The organism is Comamonas sp. 26 (assembly GCF_002754475.1).
In the GTDB taxonomy this organism is placed as follows: domain Bacteria; phylum Pseudomonadota; class Gammaproteobacteria; order Burkholderiales; family Burkholderiaceae_C; genus Comamonas.
This window is the reverse complement of record NZ_PEFL01000001.1, coordinates 1,566,869-1,590,433: the sequence shown is the minus strand read 5'-3', so window position 1 is coordinate 1,590,433 and position 23,565 is coordinate 1,566,869. Positions and strand designations below refer to the sequence as shown.

Below are 23,565 nucleotides of genomic sequence, written 5' to 3'. Positions count from 1 at the left end.
CCACGGGCTCAAGCCTTGTAAAGCAAGACCACCGCCCGCGCTTCCATGGCCTGCTGTAGGCCTACCGGACCCATCTTCTCAGCCGTCTTGGCCTTCACATTGACCTGCTCTACATCCAGCGCCAGCACCTGCGCAATGCGCTCACGCATCTTTTCGATATGCGGTGCCAGCTTGGGAGCCTGCGCCACGATGGTGCTGTCGACATTGCCAATCTCAAAACCCTTGGCACGCACGCGGCGCACGGCCTCGGCCAGCAGCACGGCGGAATCTGCACCCTTGAACTGAGCATCGGTATCCGAAAAATGACGGCCAATATCGCCCAGCGCCGCAGCGCCGAACAAGGCGTCGGTAATCGCGTGCAGCAGCACGTCGGCATCGGAATGGCCCAACAGGCCCAGGGTGTGCGGCACTTCCACGCCACCCAGAATCAGCTTGCGCCCCGGCACCAGCGCATGCACATCCCAGCCTTCACCAATACGAAAATTCATACAAAATCCTTTTCTAGCGCTTATCAATAAAGCGCTATCAGCTATCAATTTGATATTAATTAGTGCTTAGCACCGCTTTTAGCGAGCCACCCGGCGCTGCATCAGCACAGCCTCAGCCAGCGCAAAATCATCGGGATAGGTGACCTTGAAGTTCTGCGCGCCGCCGGGCACCAGCAGCGGTGCGTGGCCTGCGAGCTCCATAGCGCTGGCCTCGTCCGTCACAGCATCACCCGCCGCCAGCAAGGCTGCCAGCAGCGCGCCGATGCGAAACATCTGCGGCGTCTGCGCCAGCCATTTGTCACTTCGGTCTATGGTCTGCGCCACGCGGGCTGCACCTTGGCCTGTCGAATGCTGTTTCAGGGTATCGGGCAATTTCAGCGCCAGCAGGCCGCCCACCGCATCGGGCAAGCAAGCATCCATCAGCGTGTTGACCTGTGCACCCGTCACCAGACAGCGCGCCGCATCATGCACCAGCACCCAGTCAGCAGCGCTTGCGCCCATGCGCAGCAGCTCTTGCAGGCCGTTGGTCACCGTTTCGGCACGGGTTGCGCCGCCGCAAGAAGCCACGGCAAGTCGGCTTTCAAGGCTGCGCGCCTGCCAGAAGCTGTCGGCTGCCGAAACAACCACCAGCACCTGGTGCATGCGCGCCACCTGCAGCATGGCCGCCAGCGTGTGCATGACCATGGGCTGGCCCGCCACGCTCTGGTATTGCTTTGGCAGCTCAGGCGCTGGAGCATCGGCCGCAATGGCACGTGAGCCCACGCCAGCGCAGGGAATCAGCGCCCAGCAGCGCGGCGCGGCAGCCTGTTCAGCCAGAGATGAAGACGCTGCAGCAGCGTTTGCCTTGGCGTCCGGCATGGACTCAGGCGAAAAAAACCGATCTGTCATGCGCTCTATTTTAAAATTACTGTTTCGCCCGAAAGCGGGTTCGCCAAATCTTTGGCACTGCTTTCGGCTTGCATCACCGAGAGGTGCCCCCATTTTGAGTGAATGTGTCGCCAATCGTCAGCCCGGTGCTGACTGGCCTGTGAGCCAAGCCCTTAAGGGGCAAACTCGCCCTCACTCAATCTGTCCCCGTTTTAACGCATGCAGCCAGCGCCTGTGCCCGGCTGCATCTGCTCGTCTGTGAAAACCATGCAACTGCCCAAGCTCACTCCTGGTAAACGCTTTCACCTGCCCCGCCCCACCGGCAGCGCCGATGCACTGCTGCTGGCCAAGCTGGGCGAACGCGAGAAGGGCGATGGCCGCGTGACCGCCATCGTCACGGCCGATGCATCCGATGCACGCCGACTGATGGAAGAGATGGCATTCTTCGCACCAGATCTGCGCTGCGCCCTGTTCCCCGACTGGGAGACTCTGCCTTACGACGGTTTCTCGCCGCACCAGGACTTGATCAGCGAGCGACTGGCCGCCCTGTGGCGCATCAACCAGCGCGATAAGGAGCATGGGGCCGATGTGGTCATCGTGCCCGCTACCACGGCGCTGTACCGACTGGCGCCCCCGTCTTTTCTGGCGGGCTACACCTTTGAATTCAAAAGCGGGCAAAAGCTCGATGAAGCCAAGCTCAAGGCCCAACTGACGCTGGCGGGCTATCAACATGTGTCGCAAGTGGTCAGCCACGGTGAATATGCGGTGCGGGGTGGCCTGATCGACCTGTTCCCCATGGGCTCGCAAGTGCCGTATCGCGTTGATCTGTTTGATAACGAGATTGACTCCATCCGCACTTTTGACCCCGACAGCCAGCGCAGCCTCTACCCCGTACCCGAAGTGCGCCTGCTGCCCGGCCGCGAATTCCCCATGGACGAGGACGCGCGCGCCAAGTTCCGCAGCCGCTGGCGCGAGATGCTGGAAGGCGACCCCACGCGCAGCCGCGTCTACAAAGACATGGGCCTGGGCATTGCCACGGCCGGCATCGAGTACTACCTGCCGCTGTTCTTTGACGAAACCGCGACGGTGTTTGACTATCTGGGCGACGAAGCTACGGTGGTGCTGCATGGCGATCTGGAGCCCGCCTTTCAGCGCTTTTGGCAAGACACCAAGGACCGCTACCGTCTGGTGCAGGGCGACCCCGATCACCCGGCCCTGCCACCTGAGACGCTGTTCCTGACCTCAGAGCAGTTCTATACCCGCAGCAAAGAGCACGCCCAACTGGCCCTGCGCCCTGGCACCGAAGACGTGGCCGACAGCGCCATTTTTCAGAAACTCACGGACTTGTCCGTGGTTCGCGGCGCCGAAGATCCGCTGGCCAAGCTGCAAAAACATATAGCAGCTTCTGCAAGCCGGGTGCTGCTTCTGGCCGAATCGGATGGCAGACGCGAAAGCCTGCTGGACTTCTTCCGTGCCTCGGGCGTCAACCCGCCGGTGTTCGACTCGCTGGCCGAGTTCCAGGCCGATACGACGGAAAAAATCGGCATTGCCACCTCAAGCTTGATGAATGGCTTTGCCTGGGTGGAAGAAGGTCTGGACTTCGTCACCGAAACCGAACTATTCGCCACCAGTCCCACGGGCCGCCGCCGCCGCAGGCAGGAGCAAGTCAGCGATGTAGAAGCGCTGATCAAGGACTTGTCTGAACTGAAAGTGGGCGACCCCATCGTTCACTCCGACCATGGCATTGGCCGCTACCGTGGCCTCATCAATATGGACATGGGCCAGAAAAACCCCGACGGCACCCCCGCGCTACAGGAGTTTCTGCACCTGGAGTACGCCGCCAGCGCCGTGCTCTATGTGCCTGTCAGCCAGTTGCACTACATCAGCCGCTACACCGGCGTATCGCCTGACGATGCGCCGCTGCACAAGCTGGGCGGCTCGCAATGGGAAAAAGCCAAACGCAAGGCCGCCGAGCAGGTGCGCGACTCGGCTGCCGAGCTGCTCAACATCTACGCCCGCCGCGCGGCGCGTCAAGGCCATGCCTTCCGTTTCCCAACAGCGGACTACGAGCAGTTTGTGGCCGACTTCGGCTTTGAAGAAACCGCCGACCAGAACGCCGCCATTCATGCCGTGATTCAGGACATGATTTCGCCCCAGCCCATGGACCGCTTGGTCTGCGGCGATGTGGGCTTTGGCAAGACAGAAGTCGCCCTGCGCGCGGCCTTTGTGGCGGCCATGGGCGGCAAGCAAGTGGCGTTTCTGGCACCCACCACCCTGCTGGCAGAGCAGCATTACCAGACGCTGGTCGATCGCTTTTCCAAGTGGCCCATCAAGGTGGCCGAGGTTTCGCGCTTTCGCTCTGGCAAAGAGATTACCGCTGCCATCAAGGGCATTGCCGATGGCACGGTGGACATCGTGGTCGGCACGCACAAGCTGCTGTCGGAATCGACCCAGTTCAAAAATCTGGGTCTGCTCATCATCGACGAGGAACACCGCTTTGGCGTACGCCACAAGGAAGCCATGAAGGCCATGCGTGCCGAGGTGGACATCTTGACGCTGACGGCAACACCCATCCCCCGCACCATGGGCATGGCGCTGGAAGGTTTGCGCGATCTGTCGGTGATTGCTACCGCCCCGCAGCGCCGTCTTGCCATCAAGACCTTTGTGCGCAACGAAGGCACTGGCGTCATCCGTGAAGCCGTGCTGCGTGAACTCAAGCGCGGCGGACAGGTTTACTTTCTGCACAACGAAGTCGACACCATCGAGAACCGCAAGCAAAAGCTGGAAGAAATCCTGCCCGAGGCCCGCATTGCCGTAGCCCACGGCCAGATGCCCGAGCGTGAGCTGGAGCGCGTGATGCGCGACTTTGTGGCCCAGCGCTACAACATTCTGCTGTGCTCGACCATCATCGAAACCGGTATCGACGTTCCTAGCGCCAATACCATCCTCATCAGCCGCGCTGACAAATTTGGTCTGGCCCAGCTGCATCAGCTGCGCGGCCGTGTGGGCCGCAGCCACCACCAAGCTTATGCATATCTCATGGTGCCGGACTTGGACAGCCTGACCAAGCAGGCCCAACAGCGACTGGAAGCCATTCAGCAGATGGAAGAACTGGGCAGCGGCTTTTACCTGGCCATGCACGACCTGGAAATTCGCGGTGCGGGCGAGGTACTGGGCGAAAACCAGAGCGGCAATATGCTGGAAGTGGGCTTTCAGCTCTACAACGAAATGCTGTCTGAAGCCGTGCGCAGCCTGAAGGCTGGCAAAGAGCCCGACCTGCTGTCGCCGCTGTCAGCATCGACCGATATCAATCTGCACGCGCCTGCGCTGTTGCCCAACGATTACTGCGGCGATGTGCATCTGCGCCTGTCGTTCTACAAGAAGCTGGCCACGGCCAAGACTGCAGATCAGATCGACACTCTGCTCGAAGAAATCGTGGATCGCTTTGGCAAGCTGCCGCCCCAAGCTCAGACGCTGATCGACGTGCACCGCCTGCGCGTGCTGTCCCAGCCCTATGGCGTGGTCAAGGTGGATGCAGCGCCCGGCGTCATCAACATCACCTTCAAGCCCCAGCCGCCGATTGACCCGATGAACATCATTCATCTGATCCAGAAGAACAAGCACATCAAGCTGGCGGGCAACGAGAAGCTGCGCATCGAAAAAGAGCTAGAAAACCCCAAGGACCGCGCGCAAATGGTGCGTGATGTGCTGCGCAGCCTGGGCCAGCCGCTCAAGACCGAAGCCGAGGTGCTCGCTTAAACCTTGCAGTGCTCAGCGCAGATCAGCCACTTTTCAGGCGTTTGCGCAAACAGCATCTTTCCCATCAGGCTAAACGCCAAAGCAATTGGCACAGCATTTGCTCATCATCCAGATGTCGCACCGGCACATTCACCAGACTGGTGCATATCTTGATGATGAGAGGGATCGCATGCTGTTCAACCCCATCCGTGCCGCTGCGCACACCACGCTGGCCTGCGCACTGGCTGCAGGATTTGCCATCACGGCGCAGGCGCAGAATGCTTACCCCGAGCGCTCTGTCAAAGTCATCGTCGCCCTGCCCGCTGGCGGCAGCGCAGACATGATTGCCCGTGTCGTGGGGCAGAAACTGGCAGCAGAGCTCAAGCAACCCTTTGTGGTGGACAACCGCGCAGGCGCATCAGGCCAGATCGGCACGCCCGCTGTGGCGCGCTCTGCCGCTGATGGCTACACGCTCATGGTCTCGCCCGCCTCGTTTCTGACCACCAACAAGAGCATTTTCAAATCTCTGCCCTATGACCCCGAGGCCGACTTCGCCCCCATCAGCAAGCTGGTGAACCAGCCCATGGTGCTGGTGGTCAAAGACAAGCAGAAATTCCCCAGCGTGGCAGCGGTTGTGAGCGCCGCCAAGACAGCGCCCGGCAAGCTGACCTTTGCCTCTTCCGGCGACGGCAGCCCCCAGCACCTTGCCGCGCTGATGTTTGAAACCCGCACCCACGCAGAAATGCTGCATGTGCCCTACAAGGGCGGAGCACCGGCCGTGAATGACACGCTGGCCGGCAATGTAGACATGCTGTTTGCCGTACTGCCCGAGGTGCTGCCACATATTCAGGCAGGTAAGCTACACGCACTGGGCCTGCTAGCTCCCAAGCGCACAGCCACGCTACCCAATACACCCACCATGGTTGAAAGCGGCTTTGCCGATCTGAACCTGTCTGCATGGGTGGGCCTGTTTGCCCCGGCCAAAACACCCCAGCCCATCATCGACAAGCTCAATCGCGCCGTGCGCTATGCTCTGGACAGCGATATCAAGACCAAGCTGAGCGAAAACGGCATGGAGGTTGCACCGTCAACGCCCGAGCAGCTCAAGCAGACCGTGTCGCAAGACATCAAGCTGCATGCAGAACTGGTGAAAGCAGCAGGCATTCAGCCGCAATAACGCAGCATCATGCGGATGAGCCCCGCAAGGCCCGCCCGCATCAGCGGATAATGGCAGCCATATCCGGCCGAGACGGCAACACGCTGCCCCGGCCACTGTTTTTGCCCTTTCTGCATTCGCACCTACACGCAATGACTGACGCCACAGAATTCGCTCCCGGCCTGATGATTCGCGGCATTACCGCGCCGCAAAAGCTCAGCGACTACAAGCTCATCGCTTTTGACATGGACTCGACACTAATCACCATCGAGTGCATTGACGAGATTGCCGACGCCACGGGCAAGAAGGAAGAAGTCGCAGCGATCACCGAAGCCACCATGCGCGGCGAAATCACCGACTTCAAGGACAGTCTGCGCCAACGCGTAGGCAAGCTGGTGGGTGTGACCGAAGCCGACATGGCCCGCGTGCAGGCCGAACGCCTCAAGCTCACCCCAGGCGCCGAAACGCTGGTGAAGGCGGCCAAGGCCGCCGGCCTGAAGGTTCTGCTGGTCTCCGGCGGCTTTACCTACTTTGCCGAGCATGTGCGCGCCCTGCTGGACATCGACTTTGTGCGCGCCAATGTGCTGGAATCCAAGAACGGCGTGCTGACTGGCGGTCTGATCGAGCAGGCCTGGGGCGATATCTGCGACGGCGCCGAAAAACGCCGTACCTTGCTGGAAGTCGCTTCGTTGATCGGCATCGACGCCAGCCAGTGCATCGCCGTGGGCGATGGCAGTAACGACATTCCCATGATGCAGGCGGCCGGCCTGTCCGTGGCCTACCACGCCAAGCCCCGCGTGCGCAATGAAGCCAAGGTTTCCATCAACGAAGGGGGTCTGGACCGCCTGCTGGAAGTGCTGAAGTAAGCAGCAAGCTCACCGATCAAGCCGCCGCAGCATTTGTGGCGGCTTTTTTGTTTCTGCATCAACGGCGCGCTCTGACGCGGAGCAAGCAGCCGGCTTTGCTACAGTGGTTTGCATCTCTCCCAACCCGTAATCCGAAAGGTCAGTGAATGAGCCAACTCAAAATCGCCGTAATCGTGGGCAGCCTCAGCAAGCAATCCATCAACCGCAAGTTAGGCGAAGGTCTGGCCAGACTCATGCAAGATCAGGCTGATTTCGAATTCATCGACATCAGCCGCCTGCCGGTCTACAACCGCGACTTTGACAACACGCCAGACTTCAAGCCCTTCGAAGACCTCAAGCCACAGATTCGCAGCTGCAATGGCGTGCTGTTCATCACTCCCGAGTACAACCGCTCCATCCCCGCTTCGCTCAAAAACGTGCTGGATGGCTTGAGCCGCCCCCATGGCCAGACCGTCTGGGCCGGTATCCCCGCAGCCATCATCGGCAGCTCCCCGGGCGCTGCTGCCTCTGCCATGGCCCAGCAGCACCTGCGCAATGTGCTGGTCTCGCTGGACATGCCCACCATGGCCCAGCCCGAAGGATTTGTGCGCTGGTCCGACACGCTGCTTGATGCAGACGGCAATATCGGCGCAGCCAGCCACGACTTTCTGACCAAGTACATGAGCAAGTTTCTGGCCTGGGTACAACTGCACCCAAAGAAATAATCCCGCTATTTCTTGATTTGATAGCAAGCCCCGCAAGTGCTTCAAGCGCTACGGGGCTTTTTTATACGTATTTTGTTTTCACTATTTCTCACTTTTGATGACAGCAGGAACTTTTCTTTGCTCAGACTATTCCTACAATGGTAACGCAGCCCTATACACATCACAACAGTCGGCTGCCAAGGTATGAGCGCTGTCCTTTTTACGGACAGTTTCAGCCCAGCACCTTGATATCTCTCCCCTGACCACCAAATACCATAGCAAGCAAGCCATATGAGACATTCGTCTCACGGCATGCAGGCTGGCTATCGCCTTGAGCGAAGACAGCCATCTATGACAACCATGATTGGAATTAATCTGTGAAGACTTCGTACCGTGCTGCCGCCTCCGTGATCGCTATCGCTATTGCATCGCTGTCTGTGCCATCGCTGGCTCAGGCCAAGCGCATGGGCAGCAGCAAGTCCGTGCGTCCTGCCAGCATCGGCAACAAGGCTCCTGCTCAGCCCGCAGCCGTGGCCCCTAAGGCTGCAGCACCTGCTGCAGCGGCCCCGGCAGCCGCCGCTGCTCCTGCAGCAGCTCCCGCTGCAGCAGCAACGCCTGCCCGTGGCTCGGGCATGATGGGCACCATGGCTGGTGCAGCCGTCGGCGCTGTGGCCGGCACCATGGCAGGCAGCGCTCTGGCTGGTGCCATGGGCGGCGACAAGGAAGCCGAAACCAAGAAGGCCAAGGAAGAAGAAGCCAAAAAGGCTGAAGCCGAAGCCGCTGATCTGCAAAAGAAGCTCAACGAAGCCAAGGCCAAGGCTGAAGCCGCTCGCGCTGCCGCCAAGTAATCTGCACTGCAGATGCCAAAAGGGCCGCTTTTGCGGCCCTTTTCCATTCTGCTTGATTCAGGTAATTATTCCTGCGCTCTGGGCCTGAGCCCTGCCGCCTTGCGAATCGGCTCCAGCAGCTCGCTCAGCCCGTTGTGGTCCAGCTCATGCATTAACGCAATCAAGCGACCCAGGTCGCCCTTGGGAAAGCCCTCGCGGGCAAACCAGTTGAGATAGTTGCCGGGCAGATCCGCAATCAGACGACCCTTGTATTTGCCATAAGGCATTTGCACACGCACCAGGCGCTCCAGCGTTTCGGGGTTCATGACAGGTGGACTCAGTTCAGAAATGCAAAACTTTGAATAAAAAACGACGTTCTTATAACCAAATAAGAAAAATGTACTTCCGGCCTCGGCGCGCCGCACTAGACTATGCACCTTACTTCACCGCGGCCTGCAAAAGGCCAAGGGATTTGTTGCAACTTGCTGAAGAAGGTCTGAACCCATGTTGAAGAAAGCTCTCTCTGCTATCGCTATTGCCACTCTGGCACTGTCGGCTCAGGCCGCTGATGTGCTCAAGATCGGTGCCACGGCAGTGCCTCACGCAGAAATCCTGAACCACATCAAGCCCGCACTGAAGGCTCAGGGCATTGATCTGGAAATCAAGGAGTTCAGCGACTACGTGCAGCCCAACGCCGCCGTGGAAGACAAGCAGCTGGACGCCAACTTCTTCCAGCACCAGCCCTATCTGGATACCTACAACAAAGACCGCAAGACCTCGCTGGTGGCCGTACCCAATGGCAAGGTACATGTGGAGCCCTTTGGCGCCTACTCCAGCAAGATCAAGAACATCAAGGATCTGAAGAATGGCGCAACAGTCGCCATCCCCAACGACCCCTCCAACGGCGGCCGCGCTCTGATTTTGCTGGCCAAGCATGGCCTGATCGAGCTCAAGGACCCAAAGAGCCTGACGCCTACCCCGCTGGAAATCGTCAAGAACCCCAAGAAGCTGAAGTTCAAGGAACTGGAAGCCCCTCTGCTGCCCCGCTCACTGGCTGACGTCGACCTGGCTCTGATCAACACCAACTATGCCATCGAAGCCAAGCTGAACCCCACCAAGGATGCGCTGTTCATCGAAGGTGCTGATTCGCCCTACACCAACATCGTGGTAGCCCGTAAGGATCGCGCAGGCGGTGCTGACATCGCCAAGCTGATGAGCGTTCTGCACTCTGCTGACACCAAGAAGTTCATTCAGGAAAAGTACAAGGGTGCGGTCGTTCCTGCCTTCTGATTGATGCCTCTTGTGCGCTACTAATGCGCATGCCCCATCAAAAAGCGCTGCAGATGCAGCGCTTTTTGCTTTCTGGCGAATAGCTCTTTATTTGATAGCTTCTATCGATTTATACATAAGCGCCACAAGCACTTTTCGCTTGAAATTTCAGGCCGACGGACCGGGCACCGAGTGCAGCAACACGGCCGTCTCGCCATCACCGTTGACGCTTTCCAGCTGCACGCCAAAGCCCCACAGGCGGGCCACGTGTTTCAGCACTTCCTGCGTATCGTCCGCAAGCGGCCGCCCTTGGTACTGGGTGTGGCGCAGCGTCAGGCAGCGGTCGCCGCGCAGGTTTACGTTCCAGACCTGAATATTGGGCTCGCGCGTACCCAGATCGTATTGCTGTGACAGCAGCTGGCGCAGTTGCCGGTAGCCGTCTTCATCATGGATGGCACTGACCAGCACTTCACGCTCATCAGGGTCGTCGTGCAGGGAAAACATGCGCATCTCGCGCATCAGATGCGGGCTCAGAAACTGGCCGACAAAGCTTTCATCCTTGTAATTGCGCATGGCGTGGTGCAGCGCAGGCAGCCAGGGCGTCCCCGCCAGATCGGGGAACCAGCGGCGGTCTTCCTCCGTCGGGTTTTCGCAGATGCGCCGAATGTCGCGGTACATCGCAAAGCCCAGCGCATAGGGGTTGATGCCGCTAAAGGCTCTGTGCCCGGCTGGCGGCTGATAGATCACATTGGTGTGCGATGACAGCCATTCAATCATCACACCATCGGTCAGCCAGCCCTCGTCATACAGGGTGTTGAGCAAGGTGTAGTGCCAGAAAGTGGCCCAGCCCTCATTCATCACCTGGGTCTGGCGCTGCGGGTAAAAGTACTGTGCAATCTTGCGCACGATGCGCAAAATCTCGCGCTGCCAGGGTTCGAGCAATGGAGCATTCTTCTCGATGAAGTAGAGAATATTTTCCTCGGGCTCCTTGGGGAAGCGCTCATTGTTCTGGGCCGCACTGTCCTTGTCTTTGCGCGTCGGCAGGGTCCGCCACAGCACGTTGACTTGCTGCTGCACATAGGCCTCGCGCTCCTCGCGCTCGGCGCGTTCGCGGGCGAGACTTTTGTTAGAGGGGCGGCAATAGCGGTCCACCCCGAAGTTGGACAGGGCGTGGCAAGAGTCGAGCAACTGCTCGACGGTATCCAGCCCGTAACGTTCCTCGCACTGGCTTACGTAGTCGCGTGCATAGACCAGGTAATCGATGATGCTGCCCGCGTCAGACCACATGCGAAACAGGTAGTTGTTCTTGAAAAAGCTGTTGTGTCCGTAGGCTGCATGCGCAATCACCAGCGCCTGCATGGCCGTACTGTTTTCCTCCATCAAATAGCTGATGCAGGGGTTGGCGTTGATGACGATCTCGTATGCTAGGCCCATATTGCCGCGGCGATAGCGGCGCTCTGTTGCCAGAAACTCCTTGCCATAGCTCCAGTGCCGGTAGTTGACGGGCATACCCACGCTGGCATAGGCATCCATCATCTGCTCGGCCGTGATGATCTCCAGCTGGTTGGGATACGTGTCCAGCCCATAACGCTGGGCTGCCGCTGCAATGGCTGCGTGGTATTGCTCAATCAGCTCAAACGTCCAGTCGCTTGGGTCAGGCAGCGGACTGGCCGGGCGCTTCGCCGCCATCAACGGAGCCTGCGGCACATCGCGCGGCCGCTCACCCTGAGTGGCCTGATTCCAGGCTTTTCTGCTGGCACTGGGGTCCAGTGCCGGGTAGAGAGTGAGGTTCATACCGATACCCCATCCTTCTTGAAAAGATCACGAAACACTGGGTAGATCTCACTGGCTTCAGAAACCTTGCGCATGGCGAAATGCGGGAACAGCGGCAGCAGGCGGCTGTATTCTTCCCACAAACTTTGCTCGTCCCGCACCACTTGCAGGTACGCAAAGTAGCGCACTTGCGGCAAGATTTTGTCGGCCAGAATGGTGCGGCAGTTGCCGCCGTCATCGCTGAAGTTGTCACCATCGCTGGCTTGCGCCACGTAGATGTTCCAGTCGTTAACCGGGTAGCGAGCCTTGATGATCTGGTCAAGCAACACCAGCGCGCTGCTGACCACCGTGCCGCCGCTTTCGGTGGAGTGAAAAAACTCTTCTTCACTCACCTCGGCCGCCTTAGTGTGGTGACGGATAAAGACGATTTCAATTTTCTCGTAATGCCGCGTGAGAAACAGGTACAGCAGAATGAAGAAGCGTTTTGACAGTTCTTTGCGCTCCTGATCCATGGATCCAGACACATCCATCACGCAAAACATCACGGCCTGGCTATTAGGCACCGGCACCTTGGTGCGGTTGCGAAAGCGCAGATCAAGCTGCTCCAGAAACGGCACCTTGCTCACCCGCTCACGCAGGGCATCAATACGCTGCTGCAACTCGGCCACGGCCTCGCTGGTGCCATCGTCCTGATCAAGCAGGGCTTCCAGCTCTGCCTCCAGCGCCTTGATTTCACGATGCGGGGCCTTGGTCAAGGCAATGCGCCGCCCCAGGGCACCGCGCATGGTGCGCACCAAAGCCAGATTGCTGGGCGTTCCGTCATGGCTGTAGCCAGCGCGGCGCGACTTGTATTGAAGGGTGTTGCCGATGTGGTTGCGCAACAGGCGCGGCAGGGCCAAGTCTTCAAAAAAGAGTTCCATGAACTCTTCCTTGGTCAGGGTGAAAGTGAAATCGTCCTGGCCCTCACCGCTATCGCTGGCCTGCGAGCCAGAGCCGCCCTCGCCACTGGGCGGCCGCGCAATACGGTCGCCGCGCACATGCTCGCGGTTACCAGGCAGCACTACATCCCGGACACCACCCTGACCGTGGTGGAAAACAGGCTCCTTGATATCTTTTTTAGGGATGGTGATGTTTTCCGCCTGATCGATATGACGGATGTCACGTGAGGACACGGCTTTACGCACCGCCTCCGCGATCTGCTCCTTGAAACGCCGCACAAAACGCTCGCGGTTGCCCACCGATTTGTTCTTGCCTGCGAGCCTGCGGTCGATGATATGCAGTGCCATCTATGCTCCCATCTTCAGGGGCTGAACTCAACCCTTTTGCCGGCGGCCGTGGGGCAACAAGCGTCCACGGGCCACCGGCACCTATGTCAGCTGCTCTTGCGTACGCGCAGATACCACTCGCACAGCAGGCGCACCTGCTTGGGCGTGTAGCCCTTGGCTTCCATGCGAGTGACAAAGTCTTCATGCTTGCGCGCATCTTCAGCGCTGGCCTTGGCGTTGAAGCTGATGACGGGCAGCAGCTCCTCGGTGTTGGAGAACATTTTTTTCTCGATCACCACACGCAGCTTTTCGTAGCTGGTCCAGCTCGGGTTCTTGCCTTGATTGTTGGCACGCGCCCGCAGCACGAAGTTGACGATCTCGTTGCGGAAGTCCTTGGGGTTGGCGATGCCAGCGGGCTTTTCCACCTTCTCCAGTTCCGCATTGAGCGCGCTGCGGTCAAACACCTCACCGGTATCCGTGTCGCGGTATTCGCTGTCCTGAATCCAGTAATCAGCGTAGGTGACGTAGCGGTCAAAAATATTCTGGCCGTACTCGCTGTAGCTCTCCAGATACGCGGTCTGGATTTCTTTGCCAATAAATTCGGCATAGCGCTGAGACAGAAACTCCTTGATGAAGCCTATGTATTTGGTCTCCAGCTCGGCAGAGAACTGCTCGCGCTCAATCTGCCGCTCCAGCACATACATCAGGTGTACGGGGTTGGCCGCGACTTCTGTGCTGTCGTAGTTGAAGACCTTGGCCAGAATCTTGAAGGCAAAGCGCGTGGAGATGCCTTCCATGCCCTCATCCACCCCGGCGTAATCGCGGTATTCCTGATAGCTCTTGGCGCGCGGGTCGGTGTCCTTCAAGCTGTCGCCGTCATAAACCTGCATCTTGCTGAAAATGCTGGAATTCTCAGGCTCCTTCAGCCGCGTGAGCACGGAGAACTGCGCCATCATCTTGAGCGTGCCGGGCGCGCAGATCGCATTGGCCAGCGACGACTCACGAATCAGCTTTTCGTAGATCCTGACCTCTTCGCTCACGCGCAGGCAATAAGGCACCTTGACTATGTAGATACGGTCAAGAAACGCTTCGTTGTTCTTGTTGTTGCGAAAGGCCTTCCACTCGCTTTCATTGCTGTGCGCCAGAACCACGCCATCAAACGGAATCGCGCCAAAACCTTCTGTGCCTTTGTAATTGCCTTCCTGCGTGGCCGTCAGCAAAGGGTGCAGCACCTTGATGGGGGCTTTGAACATTTCCACAAACTCCAGCAAGCCTTGGTTAGCCAGGCACAGGCCGCCCGAGTAGCTGTAGGCGTCGGTATCGTCCTGCGAGAAATTTTCAAGCTTGCGAATATCGACCTTGCCCACAAGACTTGAGATGTCCTGATTGTTCTCATCGCCCGGCTCGGTTTTGGCAATGCCGATCTGCTTGAGGATGCTGGGGTAGCGCTTGACGACGCGGAACTGGCGAATATCGCCGCCAAACTCTTCGAGTCGCTTGACCGCCCAGGGAGAGAGCACATGCTGCAGGCTGCGCCGGGGGATGCCGAATTCTTCTTCCAGCACCGGCCCGTCTTCCACCATGTCAAACAGGCCCAGTGGCGACTCGTTCACAGGCGAGCCCTTGAGCGCGAAAAACGGCCCTTTTTGCATCAGGTATTTGAGGCGCTCTGCAATCGAGCTTTTACCGCCGCCGACCGGGCCCAGCAGATAGAGAATTTGCTTGCGCTCTTCCAGACCTTGCGCGGCGTGACGGAAGAAGCTGACCACCTGCTCGATGGCGTCTTCCATGCCGTAGAACTCTGAGAACGCGGGGTAGCGGCGGATGACCTTGTTGGCAAACAGGCGGGACAGTAGTGGATCGTTGCGAGTGTCTACCATCTCGGGCTCGCCGATGACCATCAACATGCGTTGCGCAGCGCTTGCATAAGCCATCGGATCGCGCTGGCAAAGAGCCAGATACTCATCCAGAGACATTTCTTCTTCACGCATGCGGACATAGCGTGCTGCGGAATTGCTGATGACATCCATATGACCTCCCGTGGCGACACCAGGGCTCGAATTAGTGCCGCTGAGTTGCAAGGCATTCGTTACCGTGTGATCTCGTTGTAGCACCTCGCTACGGTTTTGAACAGACCAAGAATCCTACAAATACGCAGTCCCCACGACAGCAAATACCGCAAAGCGGATAGCGCAAAAATCGCTCAAGAAATGCGTCTGAATTGCGTGCAAAAAACGTCTGCCGGCTACTGCCTTTTTGCACCCTATCTGCGCGTCAGACTTCACAAATTTGATGCGTCAAAGGACATCTAAAAGCAAGCTTCTCAAGTCGCTTTTGACGCCCAGGAAAAACGCTGCCAAGGAAGCCTTTTGAATCATTGCAGCTACTGAAAAATGAGCTTTCAGCGCAAGTAATGAGGGTTTTTCACTATGAAAATTTATGCAAAGCCTTGGTTAGCAAGCGCTTGCAGCATCTCTTTTCATAGCGCGCTCACTCGGCTTTCATTCAATTTGAAGTGATAGCAACGACGTCAGGCTCAGGCGTTTTGCTGGCCGGGCGCGTCATCGCGCTACCCATGGCAGCGGCCATGATGCAACCGATGGCAGACCACTGCGTGAGTGTCAAATTTTCGCTAAGTAGCAGCATGCCCATGAATGCGGCAATGGCGGGCTCAGTCGCAAGTGCAATGCCAAAAGTTGCTGGAGGCAAGCGGCGCAAGGCCAGCATCTCCAGCGTGTAAGGCAAGGCGCTTGAGATGGCAGCCACCATCAACCCAAAAAGCAAGATGGATGGTGTGAGCAGCTTGGTACCGGCCTCCGCCACACCAAACGGCACCACGACCAATGCTGCGCACAGCAGGCCCAGCGATACGGCCTGCCCACTGGGGATGCTGCCCAGACGACGGCCCAGCACAATGTAAAGCGCCCAGCACACCGCAGCCCCCAAAGCGCAGGCGATACCCACGGGAGACAGGTTCAGGCCAGCGGTCTTGCCACCCAGGGGCAGAATCAATGCCAGGCCCACAATCGCCAGCGCCAGCCAGACAAAATCAACCGCTCGGCGCGAGTAGTAAATGGCGACGGCCAGCGGGCCGGAGAACTCTATGGCCACCGCTATGCCAAACGGAATATCGCGCAGCGCCATGTAGAACAGAAGATTCATGCAGCCCAGCGCCACGCCAAAAGCCAGCAGAGACTTGGCTTGCTGGCGGTTCAGCGGCCAGCGCCATGGCCGCCAGATGCACACCAGCATCAGCGCCGCAAAACCTACGCGCAGCGCCGAGGTGCCCTGCGCGCCAATGACAGGAAACAGCTGCTTTGCCAGCGACGTACCCAAGCCTAGCGCGGTGACCGAGCCCAACACGGCCAGCACAGGCCACCAATGATTCCAGCTGTTTTTTGACATAGGTGCGTACGATATTGCATAGCCCTCGCGAAATTCGCTCGTTTTGCCACTGCAATTTGCAAGTTTCACTCTCATCTCGACCAACGCCATGCCCGCTGCCGACCTCGACTCTTTTGACCGCGCCATTCTGGCCCTGCTGCAGCAAGATAACCTCATGCCCCAGCGCATGATTGCCGAGCACATCAGCCTGTCGGCACCCGCCGTGCAGCGGCGCATCAAGCGCCTGCAAGAGACGGGCGTAATTGCCGCCAACGTTGCCGTGCTGGAACCCATCAAGACTGGCCGCACGCTGACTGCCATCATCACCGTGCAACTGGTCAACGACAGACCCGATCTGTCGCGCGACTTCAGGGCGCGTATTGCCCACGAAGCGGCTGTGCAGCAATGCTTTTATGTGACAGGCGAGACCGACTACATCCTCGTTGTGACGGCAACCGATATGGATGACTATCAAGCCATCTGCAAGCGGCTGTTTGAGGGCGACGAAAACATTCGTCGCTTCAGCACCTCCATTGCGCTGGAGCGCATCAAAACAGGATTGCAGCTACCCATATGAGCACCCGGCGATTGAGCAGGTTTGATGCAAAACACTGCTACGCAACAGCCTCCGCATGAGCACTGGCAGTTTATGAAACAAAATGCAACAATCATCAGCAACAGACTCGCTGCCTGCGAGCTGTCCCTGAAAGCCCATGCCCAAGGAGAAACGATGAATACCTCTACCGCGACATCGCCTGAAATGGCGACTCTGGTTGCAGACCGCACGCTGGACAAATACGCCAAGGATTACTTTCCCCGGCGCGAGCAGGTGACGATTTCGTTTCGCGGAGATATTGCTGAAAAGCACAGCTACGACAAGATTCGCCCCCTATCTGAAGCCCAGCGCCACGACAAGCACATTGTGGTGATTGAAGGACTGAGCCAGAAAAAAGGCACGACTGCGCTGTACCGCATCGAGTGCAACAGCTGGAACCTGATTGAAGCCGTGGGTCTGTGGGAACAGCCGGCCTGAAATTTGAGCTGTAGAGCCTTTAAACGGCGCTATCAGACTTGCATCGCCAGAGCGCTGCCTGCCACCCACCACGCCAGGCTCAGCATCATCAAAGCCGTCACCCCATCCATGATGCGCCAGGCCTTGGGGTTCGCAAACAAATGCTTCATGCGGCGGCCCGCAAAGGCCAGCATCACAAACCAGCTCAAGCTGGCGCAGGCCGCACCCAGCACGTAGGACCATCGGTCCACCCCTTCCTGGCGTGCGCCGATGGAGCCTGCGAGCAGCACCGTATCAAGGTAGACATGCGGGTTGAGCAAGGTCAACGCGACCAGCACGGCCAGCACATTTCTCAGGCTACGCGACTCTGCCTTGCCTGACGGGCTTTGCAAATTCACATCTGGCGCGGCATACATGCGCCACAGCGCAAACAGGCCATACAGCAGCAAAAATGCTGCCCCGCCCAGCGTGAGGTAACGCGACAGCTCAGGGTAGCTTTGCAGCATTTGCGACATGCCAGCCACACCCAGCACAACCAGCAGAACATCGCTGGTCACACACCATGCCACGCAGGCGCGTACATGCTCGCCCTGCACTGCCTGGCGCAGCACATAGAGATTCTGGGCCCCGATGGAGATGATGAGCGAGGCCAGAACGGTGAACCCGGCCAGCCATGATGATGAGAAATTGGCAGCAAACATGGCGCGAATTATCGATAGCACCATCAATTAAGTAAAATTACATTTCTTCAGCCATATTAAGAATATCTAATGCTTGATTACGCCGGATTGGAAGCCTTGTCAGCCGTGGTGCGCGAAGGCAGCTTTGAGCGGGCTGCGCACAAGCTGCACATCTCGCCATCGGCTGTTTCTCAGCGCATCAAGCTGCTGGAAGAGCGCGTGGGTCAGGCACTGGTACTGCGCGGCCAGCCCTGCACAGGCACCGAGGCGGGACGACGCCTGTGCCTGCATGTGGAGCAGGTGGCTTTGCTTGAAAACGATTTGCGCCGCAAAAACCCGGCACTGATTCCCGAAGGGCAGGCATCTCTGCCCTCCATCAAGCTGGCGGTGAATGCCGATTCGCTCTCCACCTGGTTCATGGATGCCATGGCTGCCTTCACGCAGAACGGCAACGAGCTGCTGGACATCAGCATTGATGATCAGGACCACACGGCCAAGCGTCTCAAGGAAGGCGAAGTCATGGCCGCCGTGACCGCGACGGCTGCCCCTATCACCGGCTGCAACACCTGGCCGCTGGGCAGCATGCGCTATATCGCGGTAGCCAGCCCAGGCTTTGTGCGCGAGCACCTGCAAGGCAGCATCACACCCCAAGAGATAGCCCGCACACCTATCATGTGCTACGACCGCAAAGACAGCCTGCAAGACCAGTGGTTGCATAGTGTGGGCGTTGATGGGCGGCGCAACAGTGCCCGCCACTTTCTACCCTCCAACCAGGGCTATACGCGCGCCTGCCAGCTGGGCATGGGCTGGGGCATACACCCCGCTGCACTTATTGAAGCACAGCTGGCCGATGGCAGTCTGGTCGAGCTGCTGCCCGGCAACGACCTCTATATTCCCATGTACTGGTGCCATACCCGCAGCGCCCAGAACAGTCTTCAGCGGCTGACGGACTGCGTGATTCAGGCAGCTGCGACTTACCTGGAGCCGGTGAAGAATTCTCTAAAACAATAGCAGCCTGCGCTTGCCTGATGAGCGCTAGAGGCCTTTTCTACGCAAATCAGGACTTCTGATCGCCGGTCACCTTACGGGCCGCAGCCTTGGCCTGACTGAGCACGTGAAAGTCCAGAATACGGGTGGCCATGATGGTTTCCCACAGGAAACAGCACAGCGCCAGCACAAACGCCAGCACGCCCAGCAAAAAGCTGAGCACGGCATAGCTTTGGCCGCTGAAGCCATAAGCCTGACCCACAAACAGCAACACAATGGTCAGCCCAATGCACATGCCGCACATAGTCAGCAGCGCAATAGACACATTGGCCAGTCGGCCGCGCTCGCGCAGGTAATGCAGCTCGGTCAGGCTGCGGGCAATCAGCTCATGATCGGTAGCAGTGCGCAAGCTCTCTTCGAGCTTGCGCGCGCGGTCAATGATGCGGGCCAGCCGCCCTGCAACAGAGCCGATCATGCCGGCCACGGCGGTCAAAAAGAATACCGGCGCCACAGCAAGCTGAATGCTGTGGGTAACGGTCTGGGCGTCGATGGACCAGATGCTCATGGCGTCCTCAAAATCAGGGCATGAAAAAAGCTTGATGACGCTATTTTCCACGCTAAAAGTCAGCATTGCTTTGACTTTCGCCGCAATAAATTACACGATCCGGCGATCACATCCAAGCGCCTGAAGCGCCCTCTTTGACCTGGCGCAGCCCGCTGGTGCCGCCACTTTGACCCAGCACAAAGCCGCCAGCACGCATAGCCGCCATAGTCCCTACAACGTTTAACGCATCCATTCAGGAGGGCCGCATGAAGCTGATGATCGACCTATTTTCCACCGACTATGGGCTGATGAGCCTTGCCGTGATTGTGCTGATCCTCGTCATGGCGGTTTTCTTCATCCGGCTCTTTATGGGGAAGATGAAAACCATTGCTGCTGAAGCGCTTGAATAATCAAATTTCATAGCTTTTCACGCAATACCTGCCTGCGGTTATCGGCGATAAGGCATAAAAAAGGCCAGATCATTGATCTGGCCTTTTTGCTTGAAGCTCTCGCTACTCCTCTCGCGACTCAATAGTGCGGGGGCAACTCATCGCGCAGGTTGTGCGAGGGGCCTGCGCCGCCTTCTGGTGCCTGACGCTTGAGCTCGCGCACCTCGTTGATCAGCGCATCAATTTGCTGCTGCTGACGATAGATCGTCATATTGAGCTGCTCCAGCAAATCTTCGGAATAGCTGGCCTTGATCTCCAGCTCCATGATTCGCTCTTGCATCGCTGCTTGCATGGCTTCGTTGACGTCGCTCATGCCTTCAGCGCCTTGGCCAGGCGGGCAACGCCCTCAAGAATTTTGTCTTCATCTGCTGTGGCAAACGAGAGGCGGAAGGTGGCGTTATCGGCATTCTGCGCAAAGAATGGTGCGCCCGGCACAAAGGCCACGCCTTCGGCAATCGCCTTCTTGGCCAGCACGCCGGCATCGGCCAGTTGACCGCGCGCGCCTGTCAGTCGCACCCACATGAACAAACCGCCCTCGGGCTGAACAAACGAGACGGCATCACCCAGTTGCTCGCACAACGCATCGCCCATGGCCTTGGCCCGCTTGGCATAAACCTCGCGCACATGGGCCAGGGTCTTGGGCATGACACCACTCTTGAGGTATTGGGCGGCTGTGGCCTGCGCAAAGGTGCTGGTGTGGGCATCACTGAACTGCTTGCACATGACGGCGCGGGCCAGCAGCTCTGGATGGGCAATCAGCCAGCCAATGCGCAGACCGGGGCTGAGCACCTTGGAAAGTGAGCCGCAATGGGCTAGCAATTCACGGCTTCCGGGCACTTCGCGGCTCAGCGATATCAGGCTAGCGGGAGGCGCTTTGTCAAAGTACAGATCGCCATAGGGGTCGTCTTCCACCACCAGAGTCTGGTACTTGACGGCCAGCTCCAGCACCTTTTTGCGGCGCTCAAGGCTCAGCATGGCACCGCTGGGGTTGCCAAAGGTAGGGATCAAATAGACCAGCTTGGGCTTGTGCTCGGCAATCAGCGCTTCCAGCTCATCGGTCTTGACGCCATGCTCGTCCACAGGGGCAGAGATCACTTCTGCGCCATAGAGGCGAAAACACTGAATAGTGGCCAGAAAGGTCGGGCCTTCAACGATGACCTTGTCACCCTCATCCAGCATGGTCTTGCCCAGCAAGTCCAGCGCCTGCTGGCTGCCGGTGGTGACGATGAGCTGCTCAGGGGCCACATCCGCCACGCCCTTGCTGGTCATGAATGCAGACAACTGCTCACGCAGCGGCTGGTAGCCCTCAGTCGCACCGTACTGCAACGCAGCGCCCGCTTCTTCCTGCAGCGCCTTGGCCGAAGCGGCGCTGATGCCCGCCACATCAAACATGGCGCTATCCGGAAAACCGCCCGCAAAACTGATGATGCCGGGCTTGCCCAGCAGCTTGAACAGTTCACGGATCGCAGAGGTTTCTACGTTATCGAGTCGTTTGGCAAATTGCATACGGTTTTTTGGTTAAAGCGCTGAAGAAATAACGTCGCTGCTTGAGCGGCAGGCACCCATTGTGGCGCGGCAAACGCTTCAGAGGGGAGAAGTGGCTTTTTGTAGGAGGTATTCCTAGTGCTTAGTAATCAACATCCTACCAATAATTGAATATTGATAGTAAATGTTAATTATGCATAACTTGGTGTCTCAAACTTTGAATTGGACAGTGCCCGAGCACTGCAAAGAACATACGCCTACCGGCCAACGAGTTGCAGAGTCAACGGACTTTTTAATTTTTTCGAGATGGAGGATTTATGCGTACCACTACCTTTACCAGTAAGGCCTTGTATGCCTCGATCACTGGCAAGACCCCAACAGCCCTGCGCAGCCTGTGCGCAGTGGCATTGGTTGCCAGCCTGGCGGCCTGCAGCTCCAGTGGCTCGCTGCGCAGCGACCTTAGCCCTGATGGCACCGGTGGCGGCGACGTCGTCGCCGGTGGAGGCACAGGTGGTGGTACCGGCGGAGGCACAGGTGGCGGGACTGGTGGCGGGACTGGTGGAGGCACAGGTGGCGGTACCGGCGGAGGCACAGGCACAGGTGGTGGAAACAACGGCGGCGGTGGAACAGTCAATCCTCCCGTCGCTGGCGGCCCTCTCGCCCCGGTTCGTGACACAGTGGCTGATGTGACTGGCGCTGTCTCCGGCACCACGGGAGTCATCAGTGACGTCAACACCATCGTGACTTCTGCCCTGGGCACCGCCACCAACGGCACACCGCTGAGCGGCATTGCACAGCCTGCCAGCGGCATCCTTGGCAACGTCAACAACGCGCTCAACAGCGTGAACGGCGGCGTGAGCGCAGGTCTTGGTCAGATCGGCAAAACGACCAACCCCATCGGAGACACCTTGAAAGGCGTGGCTCCAGCAGTGGGCTTTCTCGGCGCCGCCGTCGGCTCAGCAGGCAAGACCGTCAGCGCACTGGACAAGCCTCAACTCGGTTTGGTCGGTGATGTCGCAGGTCTGGCAGGCGGCGCCGTACAGGTTCTGGGTGTAACCGTCTCCGGCGTCGAGGGTACGGTGGCCAACCTGACCAACAGCCAACTGGTCTCGGGTCTGACCTCTCAAGTCAGCCAGGTCGCGACACCCGTGCTGAGCACTCTTATTGGAACCACGCAGAATCTGGTTCAGACCACCGGCCTTGCCCAGCCTGTGAACAGCTTGCTTGGCACCGTGGGGGGCGTAGTCAACCATGTAGGGGCTAGCGTCGCCAGTACAGGCGTTCCCGTGGTGATGCCTCTGGGCGGTGTTGTTTCAGGTGTCGGCCAGACAGTGGCAAGTCTGGGAGGCGTCGTGTCAGGCACGCCAAACGGCTCCACAGCCAACGGCGGCCTGCTGGGCGGTGTGCTTGGCAACGTCACAGGAGGCACCGGCGGATCAGGCAACCCTGTCGGAGGACTGCTTGGTACAGTCACTGGCGTGGTCGGCGGAGTCACCGGTGGAGTGGGCGGTGGCACGCATGGCGGGGCCGGAGGCCCTATCGCCGGCGCTGGCAACCTGGTAGGCGGGGTACTGGGCACAGTCACCGGGGTGGTGGGCGGTGTCGCGGGAGGAGTCACTGGTGGTGCCAACGGTAGCCCTGGTGGGCCCGTCGCGGGTGCAGGCAACTTGGTCGGCGGCGTAGTGAGTGGCGTCACAGGTCTGGTCGGTGGCGTCCTTGGCGGCGTCACGAATGCGGCTGGCGGTACCAGCGCCGGTGTAGCAGGCGGAGCCGCTGCGGCAGGATCGGGCGGCCTGCTGGGTGGTCTGCTCGGCGGCAATCTGGCCCTAGGCCTGGGCGGTGGCGCTGTCGCCAGCAACAAGTAAAAAACCGATGGTGGTGTCAGCGCTTCACCACTTCGCTTTCTGAATCAAGCCCGCCTTTCGGCGGGTTTTTTAACGACAACCCTCATACCCAATTTCAGGTATGCAGGGAACAATAAACACCATTAAAACTACCAGCACGCCCGTGCAAACCAGAGGTTTGCACTTGATACGAGACTTGATACGAGGTGCGAAGCCGCAGCAGTACAACAGTACGACCAAGCCAAGCA

The 23,565-nt window shown here is 58.7% G+C and carries 22 protein-coding genes; 11 read left to right on the top strand and 11 right to left on the bottom strand.

Annotated elements, in window-relative coordinates:
* Positions 1 to 8 precede the first annotated feature (8 nt).
* Positions 9 to 488 (bottom strand): 2-C-methyl-D-erythritol 2,4-cyclodiphosphate synthase, encoded by a 480-nt coding sequence (gene ispF / locus CLU84_RS07295; RefSeq protein WP_099736622.1) that lies wholly within the window; start codon positions 486 to 488, stop codon positions 9 to 11.
* 78 nt (positions 489 to 566) lie between these two features.
* Positions 567 to 1,346 carry a 2-C-methyl-D-erythritol 4-phosphate cytidylyltransferase gene (ispD, locus tag CLU84_RS07290; protein WP_099737917.1) on the bottom strand — a complete coding sequence of 260 codons (780 nt, stop codon included), beginning with the start codon at positions 1,344 to 1,346 and terminating at the stop codon, positions 567 to 569.
* A gap of 276 nt (positions 1,347 to 1,622) precedes the next feature.
* Here ispD and mfd point away from each other — a divergent pair, with 276 nt between their 5' ends.
* The 5 genes from mfd (at position 1,623) to CLU84_RS07265 (ending at position 8,646) form a co-directional block, all read left to right on the top strand.
* A complete protein-coding gene (gene mfd, locus CLU84_RS07285) occupies positions 1,623 to 5,114 on the top strand; it encodes a transcription-repair coupling factor (RefSeq protein WP_099737916.1) in 3,492 nt (1,163 codons plus the stop codon).
* A 169-nt stretch (positions 5,115 to 5,283) separates the two neighbouring features.
* Complete coding sequence (locus tag CLU84_RS07280) at positions 5,284 to 6,270, top strand: tripartite tricarboxylate transporter substrate binding protein (protein WP_099736621.1); 987 nt, start codon at positions 5,284 to 5,286, stop codon at positions 6,268 to 6,270.
* 131 nt (positions 6,271 to 6,401) lie between these two features.
* Complete coding sequence (gene serB, locus CLU84_RS07275) at positions 6,402 to 7,115, top strand: phosphoserine phosphatase SerB (protein ID WP_099737915.1); 714 nt, start codon at positions 6,402 to 6,404, stop codon at positions 7,113 to 7,115.
* 146 nt (positions 7,116 to 7,261) lie between these two features.
* Positions 7,262 to 7,819: an NADPH-dependent FMN reductase gene (locus tag CLU84_RS07270; RefSeq protein WP_099736620.1), complete on the top strand. Its 558-nt coding sequence runs from the start codon at positions 7,262 to 7,264 to the stop codon at positions 7,817 to 7,819.
* Between the two features lie 356 nt (positions 7,820 to 8,175).
* On the top strand, positions 8,176 to 8,646 hold the full coding sequence (locus tag CLU84_RS07265) for an ABC transporter substrate-binding protein (RefSeq protein ID WP_099736619.1): 471 nt from the start codon (positions 8,176 to 8,178) through the stop codon (positions 8,644 to 8,646).
* Positions 8,647 to 8,711: 65 nt separating this feature from the next.
* On the opposite strand, the gene CLU84_RS07260 is transcribed toward CLU84_RS07265, so the two are convergent.
* Positions 8,712 to 8,951 (bottom strand): DUF3820 family protein, encoded by a 240-nt coding sequence (locus tag CLU84_RS07260; protein WP_099736618.1) that lies wholly within the window; start codon positions 8,949 to 8,951, stop codon positions 8,712 to 8,714.
* 178 nt (positions 8,952 to 9,129) lie between these two features.
* On the opposite strand from CLU84_RS07260, the gene CLU84_RS07255 reads away from it, so the two are divergent.
* A complete protein-coding gene (locus CLU84_RS07255) occupies positions 9,130 to 9,915 on the top strand; it encodes a MetQ/NlpA family ABC transporter substrate-binding protein (RefSeq protein ID WP_099736617.1) in 786 nt (261 codons plus the stop codon).
* A 147-nt stretch (positions 9,916 to 10,062) separates the two neighbouring features.
* Here CLU84_RS07255 and CLU84_RS07250 read toward each other — a convergent pair whose 3' ends face one another.
* The 4 genes from CLU84_RS07250 to CLU84_RS07235 form a co-directional block, all read right to left on the bottom strand.
* On the bottom strand, positions 10,063 to 11,688 hold the full coding sequence (locus CLU84_RS07250; protein WP_099736616.1) for a SpoVR family protein: 1,626 nt from the start codon (positions 11,686 to 11,688) through the stop codon (positions 10,063 to 10,065).
* Positions 11,685 to 12,953: a YeaH/YhbH family protein gene (locus CLU84_RS07245; protein ID WP_099736615.1), complete on the bottom strand. Its 1,269-nt coding sequence runs from the start codon at positions 12,951 to 12,953 to the stop codon at positions 11,685 to 11,687. Before CLU84_RS07245 ends, CLU84_RS07250 begins: the two co-directional genes overlap by 4 nt.
* An 86-nt stretch (positions 12,954 to 13,039) precedes the next feature.
* Complete coding sequence (locus tag CLU84_RS07240; protein WP_099736614.1) at positions 13,040 to 14,962, bottom strand: PrkA family serine protein kinase; 1,923 nt, start codon at positions 14,960 to 14,962, stop codon at positions 13,040 to 13,042.
* Positions 14,963 to 15,437: 475 nt separating this feature from the next.
* Entirely contained in the window at positions 15,438 to 16,337 is a 900-nt protein-coding gene (locus tag CLU84_RS07235; protein ID WP_099736613.1) for an EamA family transporter, read from the bottom strand.
* An 88-nt stretch (positions 16,338 to 16,425) separates the two neighbouring features.
* Here CLU84_RS07235 and CLU84_RS07230 point away from each other — a divergent pair, with 88 nt between their 5' ends.
* Both CLU84_RS07230 and CLU84_RS07225 read left to right on the top strand, forming a co-directional pair.
* Positions 16,426 to 16,893, top strand: a complete 468-nt coding sequence (locus CLU84_RS07230; RefSeq protein ID WP_099737914.1) for an Lrp/AsnC family transcriptional regulator — start codon at positions 16,426 to 16,428, stop codon at positions 16,891 to 16,893.
* A gap of 153 nt (positions 16,894 to 17,046) precedes the next feature.
* On the top strand, positions 17,047 to 17,349 hold the full coding sequence (locus CLU84_RS07225; protein WP_099737913.1) for a hypothetical protein: 303 nt from the start codon (positions 17,047 to 17,049) through the stop codon (positions 17,347 to 17,349).
* Between the two features lie 32 nt (positions 17,350 to 17,381).
* Here the strand turns inward: CLU84_RS07225 and CLU84_RS07220 are convergent, their stop codons facing one another.
* A complete protein-coding gene (locus tag CLU84_RS07220) occupies positions 17,382 to 18,029 on the bottom strand; it encodes a LysE/ArgO family amino acid transporter (RefSeq protein WP_099736612.1) in 648 nt (215 codons plus the stop codon).
* 69 nt (positions 18,030 to 18,098) lie between these two features.
* On the opposite strand from CLU84_RS07220, the gene CLU84_RS07215 reads away from it, so the two are divergent.
* Entirely contained in the window at positions 18,099 to 19,019 is a 921-nt protein-coding gene (locus tag CLU84_RS07215; protein WP_099736611.1) for an HTH-type transcriptional regulator ArgP, read from the top strand.
* A gap of 46 nt (positions 19,020 to 19,065) precedes the next feature.
* Here the strand turns inward: CLU84_RS07215 and CLU84_RS07210 are convergent, their stop codons facing one another.
* Positions 19,066 to 19,560 carry a DUF2721 domain-containing protein gene (locus CLU84_RS07210; protein WP_099737912.1) on the bottom strand — a complete coding sequence of 165 codons (495 nt, stop codon included), beginning with the start codon at positions 19,558 to 19,560 and terminating at the stop codon, positions 19,066 to 19,068.
* A gap of 245 nt (positions 19,561 to 19,805) precedes the next feature.
* Between CLU84_RS07210 and CLU84_RS07205 the strand changes: the two genes are divergently transcribed.
* Positions 19,806 to 19,949, top strand: a complete 144-nt coding sequence (locus tag CLU84_RS07205) for a DUF3149 domain-containing protein (RefSeq protein ID WP_199173703.1) — start codon at positions 19,806 to 19,808, stop codon at positions 19,947 to 19,949.
* 118 nt (positions 19,950 to 20,067) lie between these two features.
* Here the strand turns inward: CLU84_RS07205 and CLU84_RS07200 are convergent, their stop codons facing one another.
* A complete protein-coding gene (locus CLU84_RS07200) occupies positions 20,068 to 20,301 on the bottom strand; it encodes a SlyX family protein (protein ID WP_099736610.1) in 234 nt (77 codons plus the stop codon).
* Complete coding sequence (locus CLU84_RS07195; protein ID WP_099736609.1) at positions 20,298 to 21,494, bottom strand: PLP-dependent aminotransferase family protein; 1,197 nt, start codon at positions 21,492 to 21,494, stop codon at positions 20,298 to 20,300. Before CLU84_RS07195 ends, CLU84_RS07200 begins: the two co-directional genes overlap by 4 nt.
* Positions 21,495 to 21,790: 296 nt before the next feature.
* Here CLU84_RS07195 and CLU84_RS07190 point away from each other — a divergent pair, with 296 nt between their 5' ends.
* Entirely contained in the window at positions 21,791 to 23,338 is a 1,548-nt protein-coding gene (locus tag CLU84_RS07190) for a collagen-like triple helix repeat-containing protein (protein ID WP_099736608.1), read from the top strand.
* Positions 23,339 to 23,565 lie beyond the last annotated feature (227 nt).

What these genes read in the sequence shown, in the direction of transcription:
- CLU84_RS07195 (WP_099736609.1), bottom strand. Translation starts at nt 21,494, where the DNA reads ATGCAATTTGCCAAACGACTCGATAACGTAGAAACCTCTGCGATCCGT.
- mfd (WP_099737916.1), top strand. Translation starts at nt 1,623, where the DNA reads ATGCAACTGCCCAAGCTCACTCCTGGTAAACGCTTTCACCTGCCCCGC.
- CLU84_RS07270 (WP_099736620.1), top strand. Translation starts at nt 7,262, where the DNA reads ATGAGCCAACTCAAAATCGCCGTAATCGTGGGCAGCCTCAGCAAGCAA.
- CLU84_RS07200 (WP_099736610.1), bottom strand. Translation starts at nt 20,301, where the DNA reads ATGAGCGACGTCAACGAAGCCATGCAAGCAGCGATGCAAGAGCGAATC.
- CLU84_RS07215 (WP_099736611.1), top strand. Translation starts at nt 18,099, where the DNA reads ATGCTTGATTACGCCGGATTGGAAGCCTTGTCAGCCGTGGTGCGCGAA.
- serB (WP_099737915.1), top strand. Translation starts at nt 6,402, where the DNA reads ATGACTGACGCCACAGAATTCGCTCCCGGCCTGATGATTCGCGGCATT.
- ispD (WP_099737917.1), bottom strand. Translation starts at nt 1,346, where the DNA reads ATGCCGGACGCCAAGGCAAACGCTGCTGCAGCGTCTTCATCTCTGGCT.
- CLU84_RS07205 (WP_199173703.1), top strand. Translation starts at nt 19,806, where the DNA reads ATGAAGCTGATGATCGACCTATTTTCCACCGACTATGGGCTGATGAGC.
- CLU84_RS07260 (WP_099736618.1), bottom strand. Translation starts at nt 8,951, where the DNA reads ATGAACCCCGAAACGCTGGAGCGCCTGGTGCGTGTGCAAATGCCTTAT.
- CLU84_RS07240 (WP_099736614.1), bottom strand. Translation starts at nt 14,962, where the DNA reads ATGGATGTCATCAGCAATTCCGCAGCACGCTATGTCCGCATGCGTGAA.
- CLU84_RS07230 (WP_099737914.1), top strand. Translation starts at nt 16,426, where the DNA reads ATGCCCGCTGCCGACCTCGACTCTTTTGACCGCGCCATTCTGGCCCTG.
- CLU84_RS07235 (WP_099736613.1), bottom strand. Translation starts at nt 16,337, where the DNA reads ATGTCAAAAAACAGCTGGAATCATTGGTGGCCTGTGCTGGCCGTGTTG.
- ispF (WP_099736622.1), bottom strand. Translation starts at nt 488, where the DNA reads ATGAATTTTCGTATTGGTGAAGGCTGGGATGTGCATGCGCTGGTGCCG.
- CLU84_RS07210 (WP_099737912.1), bottom strand. Translation starts at nt 19,560, where the DNA reads ATGAGCATCTGGTCCATCGACGCCCAGACCGTTACCCACAGCATTCAG.
- CLU84_RS07190 (WP_099736608.1), top strand. Translation starts at nt 21,791, where the DNA reads ATGCGTACCACTACCTTTACCAGTAAGGCCTTGTATGCCTCGATCACT.
- CLU84_RS07245 (WP_099736615.1), bottom strand. Translation starts at nt 12,953, where the DNA reads ATGGCACTGCATATCATCGACCGCAGGCTCGCAGGCAAGAACAAATCG.
- CLU84_RS07255 (WP_099736617.1), top strand. Translation starts at nt 9,130, where the DNA reads ATGTTGAAGAAAGCTCTCTCTGCTATCGCTATTGCCACTCTGGCACTG.
- CLU84_RS07250 (WP_099736616.1), bottom strand. Translation starts at nt 11,688, where the DNA reads ATGAACCTCACTCTCTACCCGGCACTGGACCCCAGTGCCAGCAGAAAA.
- CLU84_RS07225 (WP_099737913.1), top strand. Translation starts at nt 17,047, where the DNA reads ATGAATACCTCTACCGCGACATCGCCTGAAATGGCGACTCTGGTTGCA.
- CLU84_RS07280 (WP_099736621.1), top strand. Translation starts at nt 5,284, where the DNA reads ATGCTGTTCAACCCCATCCGTGCCGCTGCGCACACCACGCTGGCCTGC.
- CLU84_RS07220 (WP_099736612.1), bottom strand. Translation starts at nt 18,029, where the DNA reads ATGTTTGCTGCCAATTTCTCATCATCATGGCTGGCCGGGTTCACCGTT.